The organism is Crossiella sp. CA198 (genome assembly GCF_052078295.1).
GTDB lineage: Bacteria > Actinomycetota > Actinomycetes > Mycobacteriales > Pseudonocardiaceae > Crossiella.
This window is the reverse complement of sequence record NZ_JBQJIM010000026.1, coordinates 58,664-74,967: the sequence shown is the minus strand read 5'-3', so window position 1 is coordinate 74,967 and position 16,304 is coordinate 58,664. Positions and strand designations below refer to the sequence as shown.

At 69.3% G+C, this 16,304-nt stretch carries 18 protein-coding genes and 1 tRNA gene; 3 read left to right on the top strand and 16 right to left on the bottom strand.

Annotated elements, in window-relative coordinates:
* Position 1 precedes the first annotated feature (1 nt).
* Positions 2 to 328, bottom strand: a complete 327-nt coding sequence (locus tag ACTOWY_RS35375; protein ID WP_185001228.1) for a WhiB family transcriptional regulator — start codon at positions 326 to 328, stop codon at positions 2 to 4.
* 304 nt (positions 329 to 632) lie between these two features.
* On the opposite strand from ACTOWY_RS35375, the gene ACTOWY_RS35370 reads away from it, so the two are divergent.
* On the top strand, positions 633 to 2,987 hold the full coding sequence (locus ACTOWY_RS35370) for a penicillin-binding protein (RefSeq protein ID WP_441313953.1): 2,355 nt from the start codon (positions 633 to 635) through the stop codon (positions 2,985 to 2,987).
* 65 nt (positions 2,988 to 3,052) lie between these two features.
* On the opposite strand, the gene ACTOWY_RS35365 is transcribed toward ACTOWY_RS35370, so the two are convergent.
* Positions 3,053 to 3,523: a GatB/YqeY domain-containing protein gene (locus ACTOWY_RS35365; protein ID WP_441313952.1), complete on the bottom strand. Its 471-nt coding sequence runs from the start codon at positions 3,521 to 3,523 to the stop codon at positions 3,053 to 3,055.
* Between the two features lie 59 nt (positions 3,524 to 3,582).
* Between ACTOWY_RS35365 and ACTOWY_RS35360 the strand changes: the two genes are divergently transcribed.
* Both ACTOWY_RS35360 and ACTOWY_RS35355 read left to right on the top strand, forming a co-directional pair.
* Positions 3,583 to 4,545, top strand: a complete 963-nt coding sequence (locus tag ACTOWY_RS35360; protein ID WP_441313951.1) for a metallophosphoesterase — start codon at positions 3,583 to 3,585, stop codon at positions 4,543 to 4,545.
* 22 nt (positions 4,546 to 4,567) lie between these two features.
* Positions 4,568 to 4,641, top strand: a tRNA-Pro gene (locus ACTOWY_RS35355).
* A gap of 111 nt (positions 4,642 to 4,752) precedes the next feature.
* On the opposite strand, the gene ACTOWY_RS35350 is transcribed toward ACTOWY_RS35355, so the two are convergent.
* The 14 genes from ACTOWY_RS35350 to ACTOWY_RS35285 all read right to left on the bottom strand — a co-directional run bounded on the left by ACTOWY_RS35350 (position 4,753) and on the right by ACTOWY_RS35285 (position 16,304).
* Positions 4,753 to 6,261, bottom strand: a complete 1,509-nt coding sequence (locus ACTOWY_RS35350) for a LacI family DNA-binding transcriptional regulator (RefSeq protein WP_441313950.1) — start codon at positions 6,259 to 6,261, stop codon at positions 4,753 to 4,755.
* A 62-nt stretch (positions 6,262 to 6,323) separates the two neighbouring features.
* The gene (locus tag ACTOWY_RS35345; protein ID WP_441313949.1) at positions 6,324 to 6,677 is read right to left on the bottom strand and encodes a hypothetical protein; all 354 of its coding nucleotides are present in this window, start codon (positions 6,675 to 6,677) and stop codon (positions 6,324 to 6,326) included.
* A gap of 218 nt (positions 6,678 to 6,895) precedes the next feature.
* Positions 6,896 to 8,545, bottom strand: coding sequence for a hypothetical protein (locus tag ACTOWY_RS35340; protein ID WP_441313948.1), 1,650 nt, complete (start codon positions 8,543 to 8,545; stop codon positions 6,896 to 6,898).
* Positions 8,542 to 9,624, bottom strand: a complete 1,083-nt coding sequence (locus ACTOWY_RS35335) for a bifunctional DNA primase/polymerase (protein WP_441313947.1) — start codon at positions 9,622 to 9,624, stop codon at positions 8,542 to 8,544. Before ACTOWY_RS35335 ends, ACTOWY_RS35340 begins: the two co-directional genes overlap by 4 nt.
* 112 nt (positions 9,625 to 9,736) lie before the next feature.
* A complete protein-coding gene (locus ACTOWY_RS35330; RefSeq protein ID WP_441313946.1) occupies positions 9,737 to 10,447 on the bottom strand; it encodes a PP2C family protein-serine/threonine phosphatase in 711 nt (236 codons plus the stop codon).
* A 159-nt stretch (positions 10,448 to 10,606) separates the two neighbouring features.
* Positions 10,607 to 11,044, bottom strand: a complete 438-nt coding sequence (locus tag ACTOWY_RS35325) for a hypothetical protein (RefSeq protein WP_441313945.1) — start codon at positions 11,042 to 11,044, stop codon at positions 10,607 to 10,609.
* Positions 11,034 to 11,465: a hypothetical protein gene (locus ACTOWY_RS35320; protein ID WP_441313944.1), complete on the bottom strand. Its 432-nt coding sequence runs from the start codon at positions 11,463 to 11,465 to the stop codon at positions 11,034 to 11,036. Before ACTOWY_RS35320 ends, ACTOWY_RS35325 begins: the two co-directional genes overlap by 11 nt.
* Entirely contained in the window at positions 11,462 to 11,680 is a 219-nt protein-coding gene (locus tag ACTOWY_RS35315; protein WP_441313943.1) for a hypothetical protein, read from the bottom strand. Before ACTOWY_RS35315 ends, ACTOWY_RS35320 begins: the two co-directional genes overlap by 4 nt.
* A gap of 82 nt (positions 11,681 to 11,762) precedes the next feature.
* Positions 11,763 to 12,065, bottom strand: a complete 303-nt coding sequence (locus tag ACTOWY_RS35310; protein WP_441313942.1) for a hypothetical protein — start codon at positions 12,063 to 12,065, stop codon at positions 11,763 to 11,765.
* 295 nt (positions 12,066 to 12,360) lie between these two features.
* Positions 12,361 to 14,568: an ATP-binding protein gene (locus ACTOWY_RS35305; RefSeq protein WP_441313941.1), complete on the bottom strand. Its 2,208-nt coding sequence runs from the start codon at positions 14,566 to 14,568 to the stop codon at positions 12,361 to 12,363.
* Positions 14,565 to 14,915, bottom strand: coding sequence for a hypothetical protein (locus tag ACTOWY_RS35300; protein WP_441313940.1), 351 nt, complete (start codon positions 14,913 to 14,915; stop codon positions 14,565 to 14,567). Before ACTOWY_RS35300 ends, ACTOWY_RS35305 begins: the two co-directional genes overlap by 4 nt.
* Entirely contained in the window at positions 14,912 to 15,892 is a 981-nt protein-coding gene (locus ACTOWY_RS35295; protein ID WP_441313939.1) for a hypothetical protein, read from the bottom strand. Before ACTOWY_RS35295 ends, ACTOWY_RS35300 begins: the two co-directional genes overlap by 4 nt.
* A complete protein-coding gene (locus ACTOWY_RS35290) occupies positions 15,889 to 16,068 on the bottom strand; it encodes a hypothetical protein (protein ID WP_441313938.1) in 180 nt (59 codons plus the stop codon). The genes ACTOWY_RS35295 and ACTOWY_RS35290 overlap by 4 nt, the downstream gene beginning before the upstream one ends.
* Positions 16,068 to 16,304, bottom strand: coding sequence for a hypothetical protein (locus ACTOWY_RS35285; protein WP_441313937.1), 237 nt, complete (start codon positions 16,302 to 16,304; stop codon positions 16,068 to 16,070). Before ACTOWY_RS35285 ends, ACTOWY_RS35290 begins: the two co-directional genes overlap by 1 nt.

Sequence of the window (16,304 nt, the reverse complement as noted above, 5' to 3'; positions counted from 1 at the left end):
GTCAGCTCAGCAGGCCCACGCGGTAGTCGGCTTCCTCGACCTCGTCGAAGTCCAGGTGTTTGCGGCGGGCGGACTCGAGCAGTTCCGCCCAGGACACGACGTCCGGACGGCGGCGGAGCAGAGCGCGACGCTCCCGCTCGGTCATGCCACCCCAGACACCGAACTCGATTCGACTGTCCAGCGCCTCAGCCAGGCATTCCGTCCGCACGGGGCACCCCATGCAGACGAGCTTGGCCTTGCGCTGCTCTGCACCTCGGACGAAAAGCTGGTCCGGGTCCTCATCCCTGCAAGAGGCCCTTACCCGCCAGTCCCCCTGGTTGAACTCCATGTTCCCCCAGCTCCTACGCGTCGTCGCGACTACGCTCGGTGCTCCCCAGCTCCGAGGTCCGCATGAGGTGCGCCACGGGGAGTGGCACACCCGCCGGTGTGCTGTCGTTCGACGTTGACGGACTGTAGAGGGTTCTGGTTCCAGGTCCAAGACGGGTTTGCCTACCCGTTACATCCCCGCACCCGAAAGTGTGTGAATCGCGTCACCAAAATGGGTGAAGCGTACGCTGTCCCGCGTGGGCGTGCGGGCGGCTTTGTTCAAGTTGTTGGGGCTATGTGTGCTGGCTGGAGTGCTACTCGCCGGCATGTTGTTTCCTGCGGTGGGCGCGCTGGGGGTGGTCTCCAACCGCGCTAGTGACACAGTCGACAGCATCTCCTCGGATCTGGTCCAGAAGGACCCGCCGTTGCTGACCACGGTGCTGGACGCGCAGGGCAGCCAGATCGCCTACCTCTTCGACCAGTACCGGGTGCTGGCAGGCCCGGAGAAGATCGCGGACACGATGAAGGCCGCCATCGTGTCCATTGAGGACCAGCGCTTCTACGACCACCAGGGCGTGGACTGGCGCGGCGCGATGCGCGCGCTGGTGACCAACACGGTGGAGGGCAAGGTCGCCCAGGGCGGCTCCACCCTGACCCAGCAGTACGTCAAGAACTACCTGATGCACGTGGTGGCCACGAACAAGGTCGAACAGGCCAAGGCGCAGGAGCAGACCCCGGCCCGCAAGCTGCGCGAGATGCGGATCGCGCTGCAGCTGGAGCGCAAGCTCACCAAGGACGAGATCCTCACCCGCTACCTCAACATCGTGCCCTTCGGCGCGAGCACCTACGGGGTGGCCGCGGCGGCCAAGACCTACTTCGACACCAGCCCGGACAAGCTCACCATCGCCCAGGCCGCGCTGTTGGCTGGCATGGTCAACGAGCCCAGCGGGCTGAACCCCAAGCGCAATCCGGAAGCCGCGCTGACCAGGCGCAACCTGGTGATCAGCGAGATGGGCAGGCAGGGCCGGATCCCGGTGGAGGTGGCCGAGGCGGCCAAGAAGGAGGCGCTGGGCACCGCCCCGGACTTCCGCAACCCGCCCTACGGCTGCATCGGCGCCGGGCCGGACAACGGGTTCTTCTGCAAGTACGTCATCGACTACCTGAGCAAGATCGGGTACTCCGAGGACACCTTGAAGCGCGGTGGTTTCACCATCAAGACCACCCTGGATCCGCGCATCACCCAGGCGGCCAAGAAGGCGGCGCAGGGCCGGGTGCCCAAGGACGCCAACGGGGTGGCCAACACCATGGCCGTGGTGCAGCCGGGCAAGGAGCGGCACAAGGTGCTCGCGCTGGTGGCCAACCGGGACTACGGCCTGGACTCGGACAAGGGCCAGACCACCTACGCGCTGCCCAGCGCGGCGGCGAACAAGTTCGGCGCGGGCTCGATCTTCAAGATCTTCACCGCGGCCGCGGCGCTGGAACGCGGCATGGGCATCAACAACGTGATCGACACCCCGACCTCCTACACCTCCAGGGTCTTCAAGGGCGGCGCCACCCGCTGCCCGCCAGCCGGTGGCGGTGAGCGCTGGTACTGCCTGAGCAACGCCGGGGACAACTACCCGCAGCAGATGACCCTGCAGAGCGCGCTGGCCACCTCGCCGAACACCGGGTTCGTCATCCTGGAGGAGCGGGTCGGCATGGGCCCGGTGGTCGATATGGCCAGCAGGCTCGGGCTGCGGGAGACCATGCAGCTCAACGTGGCCGGGGTGAAACCGGATCCGAAGTCCAAAAGGGACGATCTGAACCGGTCGCAGTCGGACTACTGGCGCAACAACAAGGGCGCGTTCACCCTCGGCCCGGCCGCGGTGAGCACCCTGGAACTGGCCAATGTGTCGGCGACGATCATGAGTGGCGGCACCTGGTGCCCGCCGAGTCCGATCGAGCAGATCCTGGACCGCAACGGCAAGCCGCTCCAGCTCAACGAGGCCCCGTGCGAGCAGGCGGTGCCGGAGGGCCTGGCCAACGGGCTGGCGCAGGGCATGAGCAAGGACGACCTGCCCGGCGGCACCGCGGCAGGCGCGCGGCCGAAGGACTGGAACCGGCCGATGCTGGGCAAGACCGGCACCACCCAGGACCACAAGTCGGCCGGGTTCGTCGGCGCGACCCCGCAGTATGCGGGCGCGGTGCTGACCTTCAACGACGGCAACCGGCCGCAGGTGATCTGCAAGGGCAACCCGCCCCGGCTCTGCGGCGGCAACACCGGCGGCGGCATCTACGGCTCCTCGGTGTCCGCGCCGACCTGGTTCGACGCGATGAGCGCGATCCACGGCAACCAGCCAGCCCAGGGGCTGCCGGGCGCGGACGGGCGCTACCTCAACGGCGGCGATGAGGCCAAGGTGCCCAACGTGGTGGGCATGATGGTCAACGAGGCCACCTCGAAGTTGCAGGCCGCCGGGTACAAGGTGAGCACGCAGAACCGGAACGCGGCCCAGCCCAAGGGCACCGTGGTCGGGCAGAACCCGCGCGGCGCTGCCCTGCCCGGCGAGACGATCACGTTGTGGGTCAGCACCGGCTACGTGCCGCCGCCCACCGGCACCACCGAACCGCCGCCGGGCGAGGTGAACCCGCCGACCGGCGGCATCACCATAGATCCGATCGAGCCGACCAGCGGACCGGGTTAGTCAAGGCGCACAAGCGAAACGGGGTCTGTCCACTGTGGACAGACCCCGTTTTTCCGTCAGTGGACTCAGCCGAGCAGGGTGGCCTTCACCAGCGCGGCGACCCGCCCGCCGTCGGCGCGGCCTGCCACCTTCGCGTTGGCCGCCTTCATGACCTGGCCCAGCTGCTTCGGTCCGGGCTTCTCGCCGAGCTGCGCGGTCAGCTCGGTCACCGCCTGGCTCACCAGTCCGGCCAGCTCCTCATCGGAGAGCTGCGCGGGCAGGTAGGCGGAAAGCACCTCGCCCTCGGCCAGCTCCGCGGCGGCCTGCTCGGCCCGGCCGGCGCCGCCGAAGGCCTCGGCGGCCTCCTTGCGCTTCTTCAGCTCGCGAGCCAGCACCCGCCGCACCTCGTCGTCGGTCAGCTCCTTGGCGGTCTTGCCCGCCACCTCCTCGGTGCTGATCGCCGCGAGCGCCATCCGCAACGAGGCCACCGTCACGGTCTCCTTCTGCTTCATCGCCGCGGCCAGATCGGCCTGTAGTTTCGCCTTCAGCTCCGCCATGACCAGGCAGGTTACTCCTGCGAAAAAGGCACCACGGCGCATTACGTACCCTGGTAAGGGTGAACAACCTGGGTCGGATCCTGCTCGGCACGGCGGCACTCGGCGGCGCGGCGCTCGGCTACGCCACCGCGATCGAACGGCGGATGTGGACGCTACGGCACGCGACGCTGCCGGTGCTCTCCGACAACGCCCGCCCGCTGCGCCTGCTGCACGTCTCCGACCTGCACATGCTGCCCGGCCAGCAGTCCAAGCAGCGCTGGGTGGCCGCGCTGGCGGAGCTGGAGCCCGACCTGGTGATCAACACCGGGGACAACCTGGCGCACCCCAAGGCGGTGCCCGCGGTGCTGCGCGCGCTGGGCCCGCTGCTGGACCTGCCCGGCCTGTTCGTCTGGGGCAGCAACGACTACTACGGGCCGAAGCCGAAGAACCCGGCCCGCTACCTGCTGCCCTCCAGCAAGACCAAGCGCGTGCACGGCGCCCCGCTGCCCTGGCGCGACCTGCGCGCCGCGCTGACCGAACGCGGCTGGCAGGACCTGACCCACGTGCGCCGCAACCTGACCATCGCCGGCCTGACCATCCAGGCCGCCGGCGTGGACGACCCGCACCTGCACCGCGACCAGTACAGCGACATCGCGGGCAGGCCCGACCACCACACCGACCTGCGCCTTGGCCTGACCCACTCGCCCGAACCACACGTGCTGGACGCCTTCGCCGAGGACGGCTACGACCTGGTCCTGGCCGGTCACACCCACGGCGGCCAGCTCTGCGTGCCCGGCTACGGCGCCCTGGTCACCAACTGCGGCCTGGACCGCTCCCGGGTCAAGGGCGCCTCCCGCTGGGGCCGGCACACCTGGCTGCACGTCTCGGCCGGACTGGGCACCTCGCCGTACGCGCCGGTGCGCTTCGCCTGCCCGCCGGAGGCGAGCCTGTTGACGCTGGTCCCGCGCTCGGCCGAACTCGACCCCAGCCTGCTCAGGGCAGGCGGAAGCCCCCGATTCGGTGTCCAGGCGAACGTCCGCTAGTATTTGTCTCGTTCCGCTTAACCGGGGTGTGGCGCAGCTTGGTAGCGCGCTTCGTTCGGGACGAAGAGGTCGCAGGTTCAAATCCTGTCACCCCGACTGGTAAAGATGCAGATCAGGCCCTGTCCACAATAGACGTGGACAGGGCCTGATCTACGTTACAGGGCCGGTCTGGGAGAAATCTGGGAGAACTGCCCAAGGTTTCTCCCGTCAGGCAGCCCGCAGAAGGCGGTCCAGGGCTTGCACCGGCGAGGTGGGATGCATCGCCCGGCGAGCGGCCAGCGCGGCTTCCCAGATCCCCGTCAGGCCGTCCAGGAGCGCCAGCCGCATCGCGGCGGTCACGTGGGTATAGCGACCCTGAACCGAGCCGTCCAAGTGGCCCAGCCGGTCATCGATCAGCACGCCCGGCAGCCCGAGTTTCACCAGCAGCGTCCTGTGCGTGTGCCGCAACCCGTGCGGAGTCAGCCCCGGCGCGATCGGCAGCCAGCACGCGTCGGCGCGGCCCGGAGCGTTCCGCCCGCGAACCGGGATGCCCGGCCAGGGCTCCCCGATGATCGGCACCGGCCGAGTGGGCGCCGGAGCCTTGCTCGGGTACCACCCGGTCGCCGCGGGACGGAACAGCCACGTCGTGAAACCGTTGCGCCGCCAGTGCGCCGCGAGCTGCGCCGGCGCACCGCCTCGTACGTACCCGAGTTCGGCGATGGCGACTTCGACGGCAGCCGCGGTAGCTGCCTTGACTGTTCCGGTCTTGTTGAGCACAGCCGACACGGTGCCGACTGACACCGCCGCACGGCGGGCGACGTCGACCAGCTTCGCCCCGACCTTCCGCACTGATCCGTTGGATGCGCGGTGGCCACTGAAGACGTAGCTGTTTTCGTGGCATGCGCAAGGCTGCGACAGGCTGCTTGCGGAATGCTCCGCCAGCAGCTCGGAGTGCCATTCCGGAACATCGATCGTTCGATATGAATCATCCTTCGGCGGGCAGCGATGTAGCTCGCCTGTGTCCAACTCGTACAGTTGCCATTCGATCCGGATTCCGGATTCATTCACATACCGCTCTTCAAGGCCAACGAGTTCACCCCATCTCATCCCAGTGAACCCCTTGGTGACGACTGCAACAAATTCATCGTCACGACCCGACAGCAGAGCTGCACGTTCAGCTATCAGAAGAATACCGAGTGCAGTCGTGATCGCCTTTTCCGGTCCCCTACTTCTCGATTTCCCCGCCCTTTTTCCGCGCCCGCGACGCCTTGTTGCCGCATTCGAGTCCGAGAGCCCTTCATCGAAGGCGTCCCCTAGGATCAGATGCAGAGTTGAGCGCCACGTTTTAATGCTCGACAGCGCGTACCCTGCCTCCTTTTCCGCCTTTTCCCAAGCTGCCACTTCAGGCTTACCGATACTGCGAATAATCTCGTTCTCGAAGGTCGGCAATAGGTGCTCTTCGATGTGCCTCTTGTAGTTCTGCATGGTCGACGCTGCCAGGTCCTGGTCTGCGTACCACCTGCTGACGAAGTCACCGAAGAGTTCGTCGTCCTGCTTGCCCGCGACCTGCCTGCCGTTGCGAATCTTCGCTTCGGCCTCGTCAGCGGCGTTCTCGGCGTCGCGCTTCCTTGTGAATCTAATTGTCTCGCCGTGTTCGTCCGTAACCGTGCCGTACTTTCCTGGTGCGATCTTGTATCGCCCACGCCAGTATGTGCCGCGTTTTTCTGCATAGCCCATTAGTGCTCCGTATAAAGTGAAGCGCCCGCCGCAGCGCTGGCTGCGGCGGGCGCGGTCTTTCGTCAGGCGGCGTTCTGACGTGCGCGCGCTGCACTGCCTCGTTTCGGACTGCGCGCTTTCAGCTTGACGTGAGCGGCTGCCGTACCGCGACGGTTGCTGACTTCCTGTACCTGCATCTCATTCGCAGGAACTACCTGCCCTGCTGGGCGCTTCTCGAAAATCGCGATGATCGCGGCAACATGTTCGTCCGTGAACGAGTAGCGTCCACCGATCCAACTGAACGGTATCCGCCGATGACGCGCTTGCTCTTTGATCCACCACTCCGAGCAGCCAAGTTGCTTCGCAACCTCGCTCGGACGGTAGAGAATCGGTTCACTTGGGGTGGCCCGGTTTGCCGATGCTCGACTACTGGTCATGTTGCACCTCCCGGAGGCGTCCTGGGCGAGGGTGTTGCCGGTCGCCACTGCGCGGTGTGTGCAGTGGCGGTGCGGGGATGCGGGTTTCAAACCCGCAAACCCGGTTGATCTTGCGAAGTGGGCTGTGACCTGCGGAAACATGCGCCGGGTTTGGTGCTCGGCCAAACCCGGCGAAACCCGGGCCAAACCCGGGAAACCCGGGCCGCGGGCGCCGCCGCTCACATCCACGCCGCTTGCGTCGGCCCGGCCGGTGCCTGGTCCTCCTGTTCGGCGGTGATGCCAGCGGCTCGCTCGACCCAGAAGACGTTGGCGTTGGCGGACTTGTCGCGCACGGAGCGCAGTGCGTAGCCGCCATGCCAGCGGCCGATGTGCCCGGTCAACGTCCGGCCCAGGCTCTTGGCCGAGGGGATTCGCCCGGAGTCGTCGGTGAGGAACGCGCCTTCCCACCGGTCCACCGCGATGCCGCCGATCTGCTCGATTTCGGCTTGGTGGCGTAGCCGGGTCGCCGACATGCGGTTGTCGCTGTTGAGCTCCCACCAGCGGGTCAGGAACGCTGCCCACTCGGCGTCTTCGTCGTCGGCCTCGCGGAGATCGGCCAGGTTGTCCAGGAAACCCACGATTCCGTGGTGGTCCAGCAGTCCGCCGGTGGCCTGCGCCCAGCCGCTGAACTGGCGCATGGTGTGGCCGCTGCGCGGTGCGCCGGCGGCGATCCAGTCCAGCACCAGGATCAGCAGGTGCCGCAGCACCTCGACCCGGTGGGCCGGGTCCTTGAGCCAGGTGTCCAGGTGCGGAATGCCGAACGCGCTCTGGTCGCGTTGGTCGGGGTGGGGGTCGTTGGGGTCCAGCCGAATGAGCACGGTGCGGGTGGCCATGTCCCCGCCCAGACGAAGGTTGTTGCCAGTTGCCAACCAGGCCCGGTCGTTGTTCGCGGTGAATCCCGCACCGGAGCTGCCGAGCATCCGCGCCGACCATTCCGGACCGGTCAGCAACTGGGCCAGCACCGGCGAAGCCACTTCGGTGCCCTCTTTGATGTTGTCCCACAACATGATCGGCGCGCTGCTGTGCAGTGCGGAGGTGATGGCCTTTTCCAGCTCGGCGTCATCGCCCTTGCGCCAGACCAGGGTTTTGTGGCCGTAGAGGTAGCCGATGACCTCGGCCAGCAGCGTTTTACCGCTGGACTGGGTGGTGGCCGAGATCAGCCCGAACGGGATCAAGCACCGCAAGTACGGGCGCAGGATCGGGGCGAGCAGCAGCCCGATGTGGTTGGCGCGGTCGGCCTCGGCGACGAATGGGAAGTCCCGCAGCAGCTGGCCCAGCAGGAACTGCCGGGCGGCGGTCACTTCCTCGGCGGTGGGTGTGGTCGGGATGGGTGGCATGCGGACGGTGGGCGCGTAGTACAGGCCGGTGGCCGGGTCGTAGCCCTCGACGTGCACCAGGCTGCCGTCCGGGCGCAGTACAGGCGAGCCGACGATGCCGGTCAACGGCCGCACCCCGGGCCAGTACCGCTGGGAGAGCACCGCGGCCAGCGCCGACTTGGTCGGGGAGCCTTCCACCCGCTTCTTCTCCCCGGTCTGCTTGTCCTCGCGCATGCGGTAGCAGTAGGTGTGGTGGGCCAGCAGGAACGCCAACGCCGGTGCGGTCAACGGCTCAGCGGTGACAGTGGGCGGGGCACTCGGGTCGGCCTGCCCGGAGACCCGGGATAGGTGCACCAGCTGGCCCCCGGCGACGAAGACGTCCGGCAACGAGCCTTCGGCCAGCGTGCTGGTGAGGGCGCGGATGGCTTCGGCTTCTCCGCCGAGGTGGATGGACAGGCGGTCGGGTTCGGCCTCGGGTGGTGCGGGGGTCGGGGTGTCTTCGGTGGTGGTCACGCGGCGCTCCGTAGATCAGATGCCGGGCGGGGCGTGCGGAACCCCGAGGTGATGGCGTAGCGGATCTCCCCTGCGGGAAGCCCCGCGTGCGCGGCGGCCGCAGCCAGAGCAGTGGCCACCTGGTCGCGGCCGATCCACCCGGCCGCGACCATCCCCGCCAGCCGCGACGCGGAGCGGAACAACTTGCGGTTGCGGCCGGAATCCGGAGCCATGGCGGCCAGCTCGGCGCAGGCCGAGCGCAGGGCGCCCGTGGCGAACCGCGCGCCCCGGATGTCCAGATCGGCCGTGCCTCGCGGTGCGGCCGCCGGTGCCGGTGGCGGGCTGGCCGGTGCTGGGGTGGGGGCGTGGCGGTCGTGGCCGGTGGCCGCGAGAACCTCGGCCAACCAGGCTGGGCGCCAGGCCGGGACGACCGTGGCCGAGATCCGCCGGTACAACCCTGCGGCGGTGATGCTGCCCGGGATGACTACGTGCCCGGCATAGGACTTGATGTCAACCTGCCAGGCCAGTCCGGAGGTCACTCGGCCCTGCCTGATGCTGCTGTTCTTGACGCTGCTGCCTTTCCACCGGCCCGGCTCGGCCGCGTAGATCAGGTGTAGTCCGCCGCTGGGTGTCTGGGTGCACAGCGTGCCGTCGGTGTCGACCCCGGCGCCGTACAGCCCAGCGAGGGCGGCGAAGACGTCCAGCCCGTCCACCGGCGGCCGCGCATCCGCAGGCCAGTCCAGGCCGTGCAGTGGTTGCGCCGGCGGGGCGATGGCTCGGGTGTCCAGGTCCACTGCCAGCAGCCCGGAGACCCCCAGGTGCAGGCCCCACACCTTGGTCTGCCAGCGGCGGGCCCACCGGGTGATGATCTCGGGGTCGGGGCTGGCAGCCCAGACGCCGTGGCAGAGCGCGCCATCCTGGCGGGCCAGGCACGGGCAGTCCGCGGCGAGGTGGTCCGCGCGGTCGGCGCGGCATGCGCCGCACCCGCCCAAGGGCTTCTTGGTGCCGGAGTTGAGCGGGAAGACCTGCCAGCCGAGGTGGGTCGCCATCCACAGGGCCACCGTGGCCGCGGCCTGGTCTCGGGATGCTCTGGTGGTCATGGCCAACCTCCTGTCTGGACGATGCGGGCAGCCCGGCGGGAACAGGACCGGAGAACGGGCCAGGCCCTACTACGCGCGCGGGTAGTAGGGCCTGGCGGTGGTGGTGGCCTGGTCAGGTGAGGGCGGCCAGCACGATCGCGGTGGCGTCGTCGCGGTAGCCGTCCTCGTCGGCGCGGGCGGCCTCCACCAAGGCATCCGCCAGCGCCTCCGGGTTGTCCTGGTGCTGCTGAACCAGCGCGGTCAGCTCCTCGGCTGGGACGCCGTCCAGCCCGTCGGAGAGCAGCAACACCAGCTCCCCTGCGGGAATGGCGGCGCGGGCGATGTTGGTCGGGGTGGCCGTGGTCAGGCTGACCCGAACCCAGTTGTCGTGTTCGGGGGCCAGGTCGATGTCGCCGTTCTGGCGCAGGAACTCCCCCATGGTGTGCGGGGTGGTGCGCCGGTGCAGCCGGGTCCCGTCCCAGCTGTAGGCGTGGGAGTCACCGACCCAGGCAATGTCGGTTTCCTCGCCCGCCTCGGCCAGGGCGACCACGGCCACCGCGTTGGGCCGGTACTCCTCCACCCCGGGGTCCTCAATCAGCCCGGCGGCGGCCAGCACCCCTGCCATGGTTCCCCGAGTGGTGGAGATCCGGGCTGCGGTCACCGCGCACAGCCGCATCGTCTCCGGGCCGTAGGCGTGGTTGCCGATGCCGTCGACGACCGCGGCGGCCAGCAGTCCCCGCGAGGACTCGAAGGCGGCCGCGGCGTCCATGTTGTTCTCCCGGATGCCGCGGCGGGTGGCCATGGCTACCCGGATCAGTGGGGCTTGCTGGTGTGGATCGGTCACGAGGGTTCCTCTCGGTGACGGGTTCGCGCGGAGGTGAACCAGCCCAGTCGCCGCGGGGGCGGGCCGGCCGGTGTGGTGCTGGTGCCGGGGGCTGGAGACGGCGAAGGCACCTCCACCGTGGGCTGGAGGTGCCTTCTGTTGCCGGGCTGCCCGGCGCGGTCATTGGTTCGCTTCGCCGGGCCGGGCTTGGGTCAGTGCCGCGGCCAGGTGGTCGGTGGTGATCGCGGGAATCGTGGCCGGGCGTGGCGCGGCCAGTCCGGCGATCTCGGCCAGTTCGTCGGCCTCGTCGCCGAACAGCACGCTGCTTAGCCGCACGGGCAGCCCTGCCGGGGTGGTCACCTTGATGGTGATCTCGACGCACCCCGTCTTGGTCTCCGCATCGACCGTGGCGCTGGGCAGGTGCGGCAGCAGCGTCATCAGGTGGTTGAGGTCAGTGTTGATGTGAATGGCGGCCGTGGCGCTGCGATCGACGCCGACGGCCGAAAGCCGGAGGGAGCTGATGTAGAGCAGGTGCTGGTACTGGCCCAGCCAGGTGTCCAGGTCGGCGAATGCCTTGGTGAGCAGCTCGTGCTGGGTCTGGTGGTAGTCACTGGGCACGGTGATCCCCCTGGGGGTAGGCATGGATGGTGGCCGGCGGAACGCCAAGCCGGTCCTCGTCTTCGGCGCGCCGCCGGTCGATCTCGGCGTCCCGGTCCGCCAGCTCGGTGAACAGGAACTCCAGATCGGCCGACCGTGCCGCCTGCGCGGTGTCCAGGTCGCGGTCGCGCCGGTCCAGCGCGGGCCGGATCCAGAGCCGCCACAGGTCACCGGCCAGCGCCGTGAGGTAGTCCGGTTCGGCGGGCGGGTCGCCGAGCCGGTGGTTCCAGTGCCGGTCTGCGGAGGCCAGCACCGCGGTGATCTCGGCCAGGTGCTGCGCATCGCGCTGGTTGGCGGGGTGGGCATCCAGCCGGGCGCCGATCCCCTCGGCCAGTGCGGCGAGCCCGGCTGTGGCCGGGTTCGCGGGCGTGTTGGGGTTCACCACCAACCCCCGTTGCCCCGAGCCTTGCGGGCAGCCCGCTTCTCCGCCTTCTCGGCCTTCTTGATGGCCTTGCAGGCCGGGCAGGTCAGGCGCGGACCCAGGCCCAGGCCGTGATCGGAGACCTCCACCTTGGTGATGGTCAACCCGCACATGGTGGTGGACGAGCCGTTCCAGAAGTTGCGGGTCTTCTCGGTGTGGATGATCCATTTGGACATGACGAACTCCCAGGTACGTGTGGGGCTGGGCAGGTGGCCGGGCACGGCACGGCCACCCACCCAGGTGTTTGGGGTGAGCAGGTCAGCGGCGACCTCGGCCGCGGCGCAGGCGGCGCCAGAGCACGACGCCCCGGCGCAGCTGGATGCCTTCGCCGCGGCACAGCCCGCAGTAGCGGATCCCGCCGAGCAGGCCACCGGTGATGTGCCCGCTGCCTTTGCAGGCCGGGCAGCGCCGTAACGGGAACCACCGGCAGGCGGCCACATAGCCCAGGGCCAGCAGCGCCAGGGCGAAGGTGGCCAGCGGGGCCAGCGGCGGGGCCAGGTCGGTGAAGGCCACCGCCATCACGGCGGTGGCCAGGATCAAGGTGAGGATGCTGCGGCTCACCGGGTGCGCCTCCCGCTGCCTCGCGGCGGGACGGGGATGTGGTTGCTGAACAGAACGCCTCCAATAGTTACCGTGTGTAGTTGACGATGGGTATGGCGAGGCTCGGCGGAGCCTGCGAGTGAGGGGTGAGCGAGCACGTGAGTCAGCACGCGGCGCGTGAATACTCACGACCGTGCCCGAAAACCCCGTTCACGTGCCCTGAGCTGTCCGGACGGTGCGGGAGTGAACGGGTGAACGGCCTGGTCCCGCCCCGGCCAGGGTGGCTGGGGCGGGGGTGGCGGCAGGTCGGGCCTGCTCACTCACCAGCCGGGATGGACTCCCTCTCATTCACCGCAGTATGGATACGCTCCGTGACTGCGGTGGGTTGGCGGGAGGGCCAGGTGACCGGCACGCCGACCCCGTCGAGCCACTCGGCGAGGGTCTTGCCGTCCAGGCTCTTGTAGGCGCGGTAGGCCGGGGCGAGCTTGCGCAGCCACCCGGCGGCGTCGGTGAGCCGGACCTTGTCCTGTCCCTGGCAGACCTGGGCCAGATCGGCCAGCCAGTCCCGTTCTACGGCCGCGGGGGTCGCGCCGGCGGCCTGGCCGCCACGGAGTTCCACCGCGCGCTCCACCAGGCGGGTGCGTTCCTGTTTGGTGAGGAAGTAGCTGCGCACCGTTCCGGGGGTGGGCATGAAACCGCGGGTGATGGAGGTGCCCGCGTCGTTGAGTTCGGTCTCGGTCTTGGCCTTGAGGCCCAGGGCGGAGATGCCGTTCTCGTGGGCCTTGTCGCCGAGCACGACGTTGTTGCGGGTCTTGTCGCTGATGGCGAAGCAGGCCGCGTTGGAGGTCACCGACACCAGGTCACGCGGCAGCGACTGATCCGAGGGAACCGGGGTCGCGAAGATCATGGTGATGCCGTATTTGCGGGCGGCGGAGAAGAACCGCACCATCTGGTCGATCACCTCGCGCCGCTTCTTCGGGGTTCCCTGCCGGAAGTAGGACTGGCACTCATCGATCACCACGACCCGCGGCCGTAGCCGGGAGTCCTTGGCCGCGACCTCCCGGTTGACCTCGTTGACGTCGTACTTCTTCAGCAGTTGGCCCCGCAGCTCTAGGTCGGCGTGCAGAGCCTGGATGTGGTCCATGCATGCCTGCACCTTCTCCTTGCCGTCGCCGTCGGAGAAGGTGTTCAGGCACGGTTTGAGCCAGTCGTAGTCGTTGTTGGTGGCGAAGATGAACACGTCGATGTCGACCAGCGGGTCCAGGATCGCCCCGGCCAGCAGCGCCAGGATCATGGTGGTCTTGCCTGAGCCCATCTCCCCGGCGATGACGTAGTTGCGTTCGGAGGTCACCCCGGTGACCAGGTCACCGCGGGGGGTGATGCCGACCGGGAAGCCCTTGAAGTAGTCGGTCTGCCCGTCTTCCAGCAGCGGATACGGCGGCACCGGGGCGCGTAGCGCTCCGGGTTCCAGGCGGTGCAGGTCCATCACGGTCGGGTCGTGTTCATCGGCTTCGATGAACAGTTCCTGCATGCGGCAGCCCAGGTTGTGGGCCAGGTACTCCTTGGCCTTGGCCACCACCGCCACCGGAACCCCGTAGGGCAGGCGGATCTTGGCGGTGTAGCCGTTGCCGTCCATCATCGGCATCAGCACCCAGGCGTTGTCGGTGTCCCGGTTGGGCCAGCCGTCCTTGATCGCGGCGTTGAGCTTGTCGTTACGGATGTTGGCCAGCGCGGTGGCCAGCGCCGACTCGGTCAGCTCCACATACCGCACGGACGTGCCGGCGGTGCGGCGCAGGTCTTCGGGCAGGACCGACTCGCCCAGGCGCAGCCCGTCCTTCCACCGGCGGAAACCCCACACCACCGCCGCGGCCAGCGCGAACAGCCAGGCGTGCAGCACGGTGAAGGACACGACGGCCCAGCCGGTGGTGATGATGCCGCCGGTGGTGCCCAGGACGTCACCTACACCCCAGTCGCCGAACCAGCCACCCAGGCCGTTGACCAGGCCCAGCACCACCGCACTGCACAGCAGCGCGCCGACGGCGAGCACGGTCTTCTTGGCCACCGACCAGCCCAGCTCGACCCACTTCATCAGGGTGTCCACCCGCAGGTGGCGGGCGTCCTGGATCTGCTTGTTCAGCACCGCGACCCGGTCCAGGTCCCCTTGGGCCAGGGCTTGTTTGCGGGCGGTGCGGGCATCGTTCTGGCCGCGTTCGGCCTTGCGGCGCTGCCGCTCGGCCTCCATGCCCTTGGCGATGAAGGTGCCGTGACGGCGGGCGAAGCGCCCGATCCGGGTGCCGCTGCGGTTCGCACCCTGCCAGAGGGTTCGGGCGCCCTGCCGGTATCCCTGGTAGCGGGCCAGGGCCTGGGCCTTCTGACTCAGGTGCTGCCGGTACTGCGCGTCGGTCATCACCTCCCCTTCCAGCACCTCGTTGTCGGTGCCCTCGCCGGGGTGTCGGTCGTGCAGGTAGTGCACGCGTGCCAGATCACCGGCAGCGGCATCGGGAGTCGTGTTGTCGGTGGTCATGACCGCGGTCCTTTCTCATCGTGGGCGGCTGCCGAAACGGCAGCCGCGCCGCCGGTGGTGCGGTGCTGCCGCGCCGTGCGGATCTCGTAGTGAATCCAGGCCGCGCCCGCCACGGCGGCGAGCACGGCGAACCACCGCGACCAGATCGCGGCCGCGGCCAGGGGCAAGCTGACCGCGGTGAGTTCGGCGGCGTGCCAGCCCACCCACGTCCCGGCCCGCGCCAGCACGGGGCGCTGCCGGTCCGGCATCCCGGTTCGGGCCGGGATGGGCGCGAGCGCGGTGTTCTCGGTGGGCTGCGGGTTGCCGTGGGCGGGGGTGTCCCCGGGGCGGGGGTGGGCGGGGTTCATGCCGGGGTGTCCTCCTGTTCGGGCCGGTCGTGGGTGATCAGGTGGGCCAGTGCGGCGCCGCAGCCGAGCACGACCACGGGCAGGCAGGCCACGAACGCGGTGATCGGCCAGGGGGCGGTGACCACCCCGGCGGCTTTCATCAGGTGGTAGGCGACCTGCCCGGCCATGCCGAGCAGCAGTGAGCCGATCGCGGAGCACATGGCGAAGCGGCGGGCGCGCGGGGAGCGGATGGTGTTGGACAGCCACACCCGCAGGGCGAAGGCCGCGTACGCCTCTACACCGATCGGGAGGGTGATGGCGGTGTTGAGGACCAGGCTGTTCCAGATCCCAGGCAGCAGGTTGATCTTGCCGAAGCCGGTCATACCGCCGAGTCCGACCCAGCCGCCCCAGATGGCCACGAAGGCCGGTGCGGCCAGCAGCCACACCGGCCAGGTCCGCATCCGGGGCCGGGTGGCCGCTGCCGTTTCGGCAGCCGCGACCGAGGCGGCGAAGCTGGACACGGGGGCGGCAACCGGCTGCCGCGTGGCCTCCGGCACTGCCGGTGCCCCTGCCGTCTCGGCGGCGCTGGGGGCCACCGGCGTGGCCGCCGTGGCGGCGGCGGGCTTGGCCGGTGTGGTCTTGCGGCGGGTGCCGCCGGCGCGGGTCTTGCTCGCGCCTCTGCCGCTGGCGCGCACAGCCGAGATCCGGTCTCGGCCCCAGCGTTCGCTGCGGTCGAACCGGGCGCCGAGTTCGCGGCCGTTGAGCGGGTTGCCTGCGGCCAGGCTGTCCCGGTAGACGGTTTCGGCATGCTCGGCCAGCGCCGTGGCCGCCAGTCCCGCGGCCGCGGTTGTGGACGGTTCGGAGACCTCGCTGGCCATGGCCGGGGCGGGCGCCGGGAGCGGTGATTCGGATGTGGTCGGGGTGGTGGTCACCGGTTCCGCCGCGGTGGTGCCCGGGTCGGAGGTGGTGGCCGTGGGGGTCTCGATGGTGGTGGTCATCGCACGATCTCCAACTTCACGGGTTCTGCGCTGGTGGTGTCGGTGCCGGTGGTGGTGCAGCGGTGGTGCCAGGTGCCGGAATGCACCCAGTAGGTGGTGCCGTCCGGCTGCGTGGCCCGCAGGATCGTCCAGCCGCAGTGGCGGCAGGTGCCGGTGGTGCACAGGTTCAGGCGCATCACCGGTCACCAGCCCGCCGGAGTTCCGCGGCCATCTCCCGCGCGATCCCGGCTCGCTGGGTGTGGATGGCGGCCAGGGCTGGTTCGTGCACCGCCCGCAGTTCCAGCACCATGGCCTTTTCCTCGTGCCAGGCGGCCAGCACGCTGTTGGGCGCCCCGGCCTCGGGCCGGTTGTTGGTCAGGTTGGCGATCAGCCGGGCCAGATGGGCGGGGCTGACCGCGAGCGTGGCGGCCAT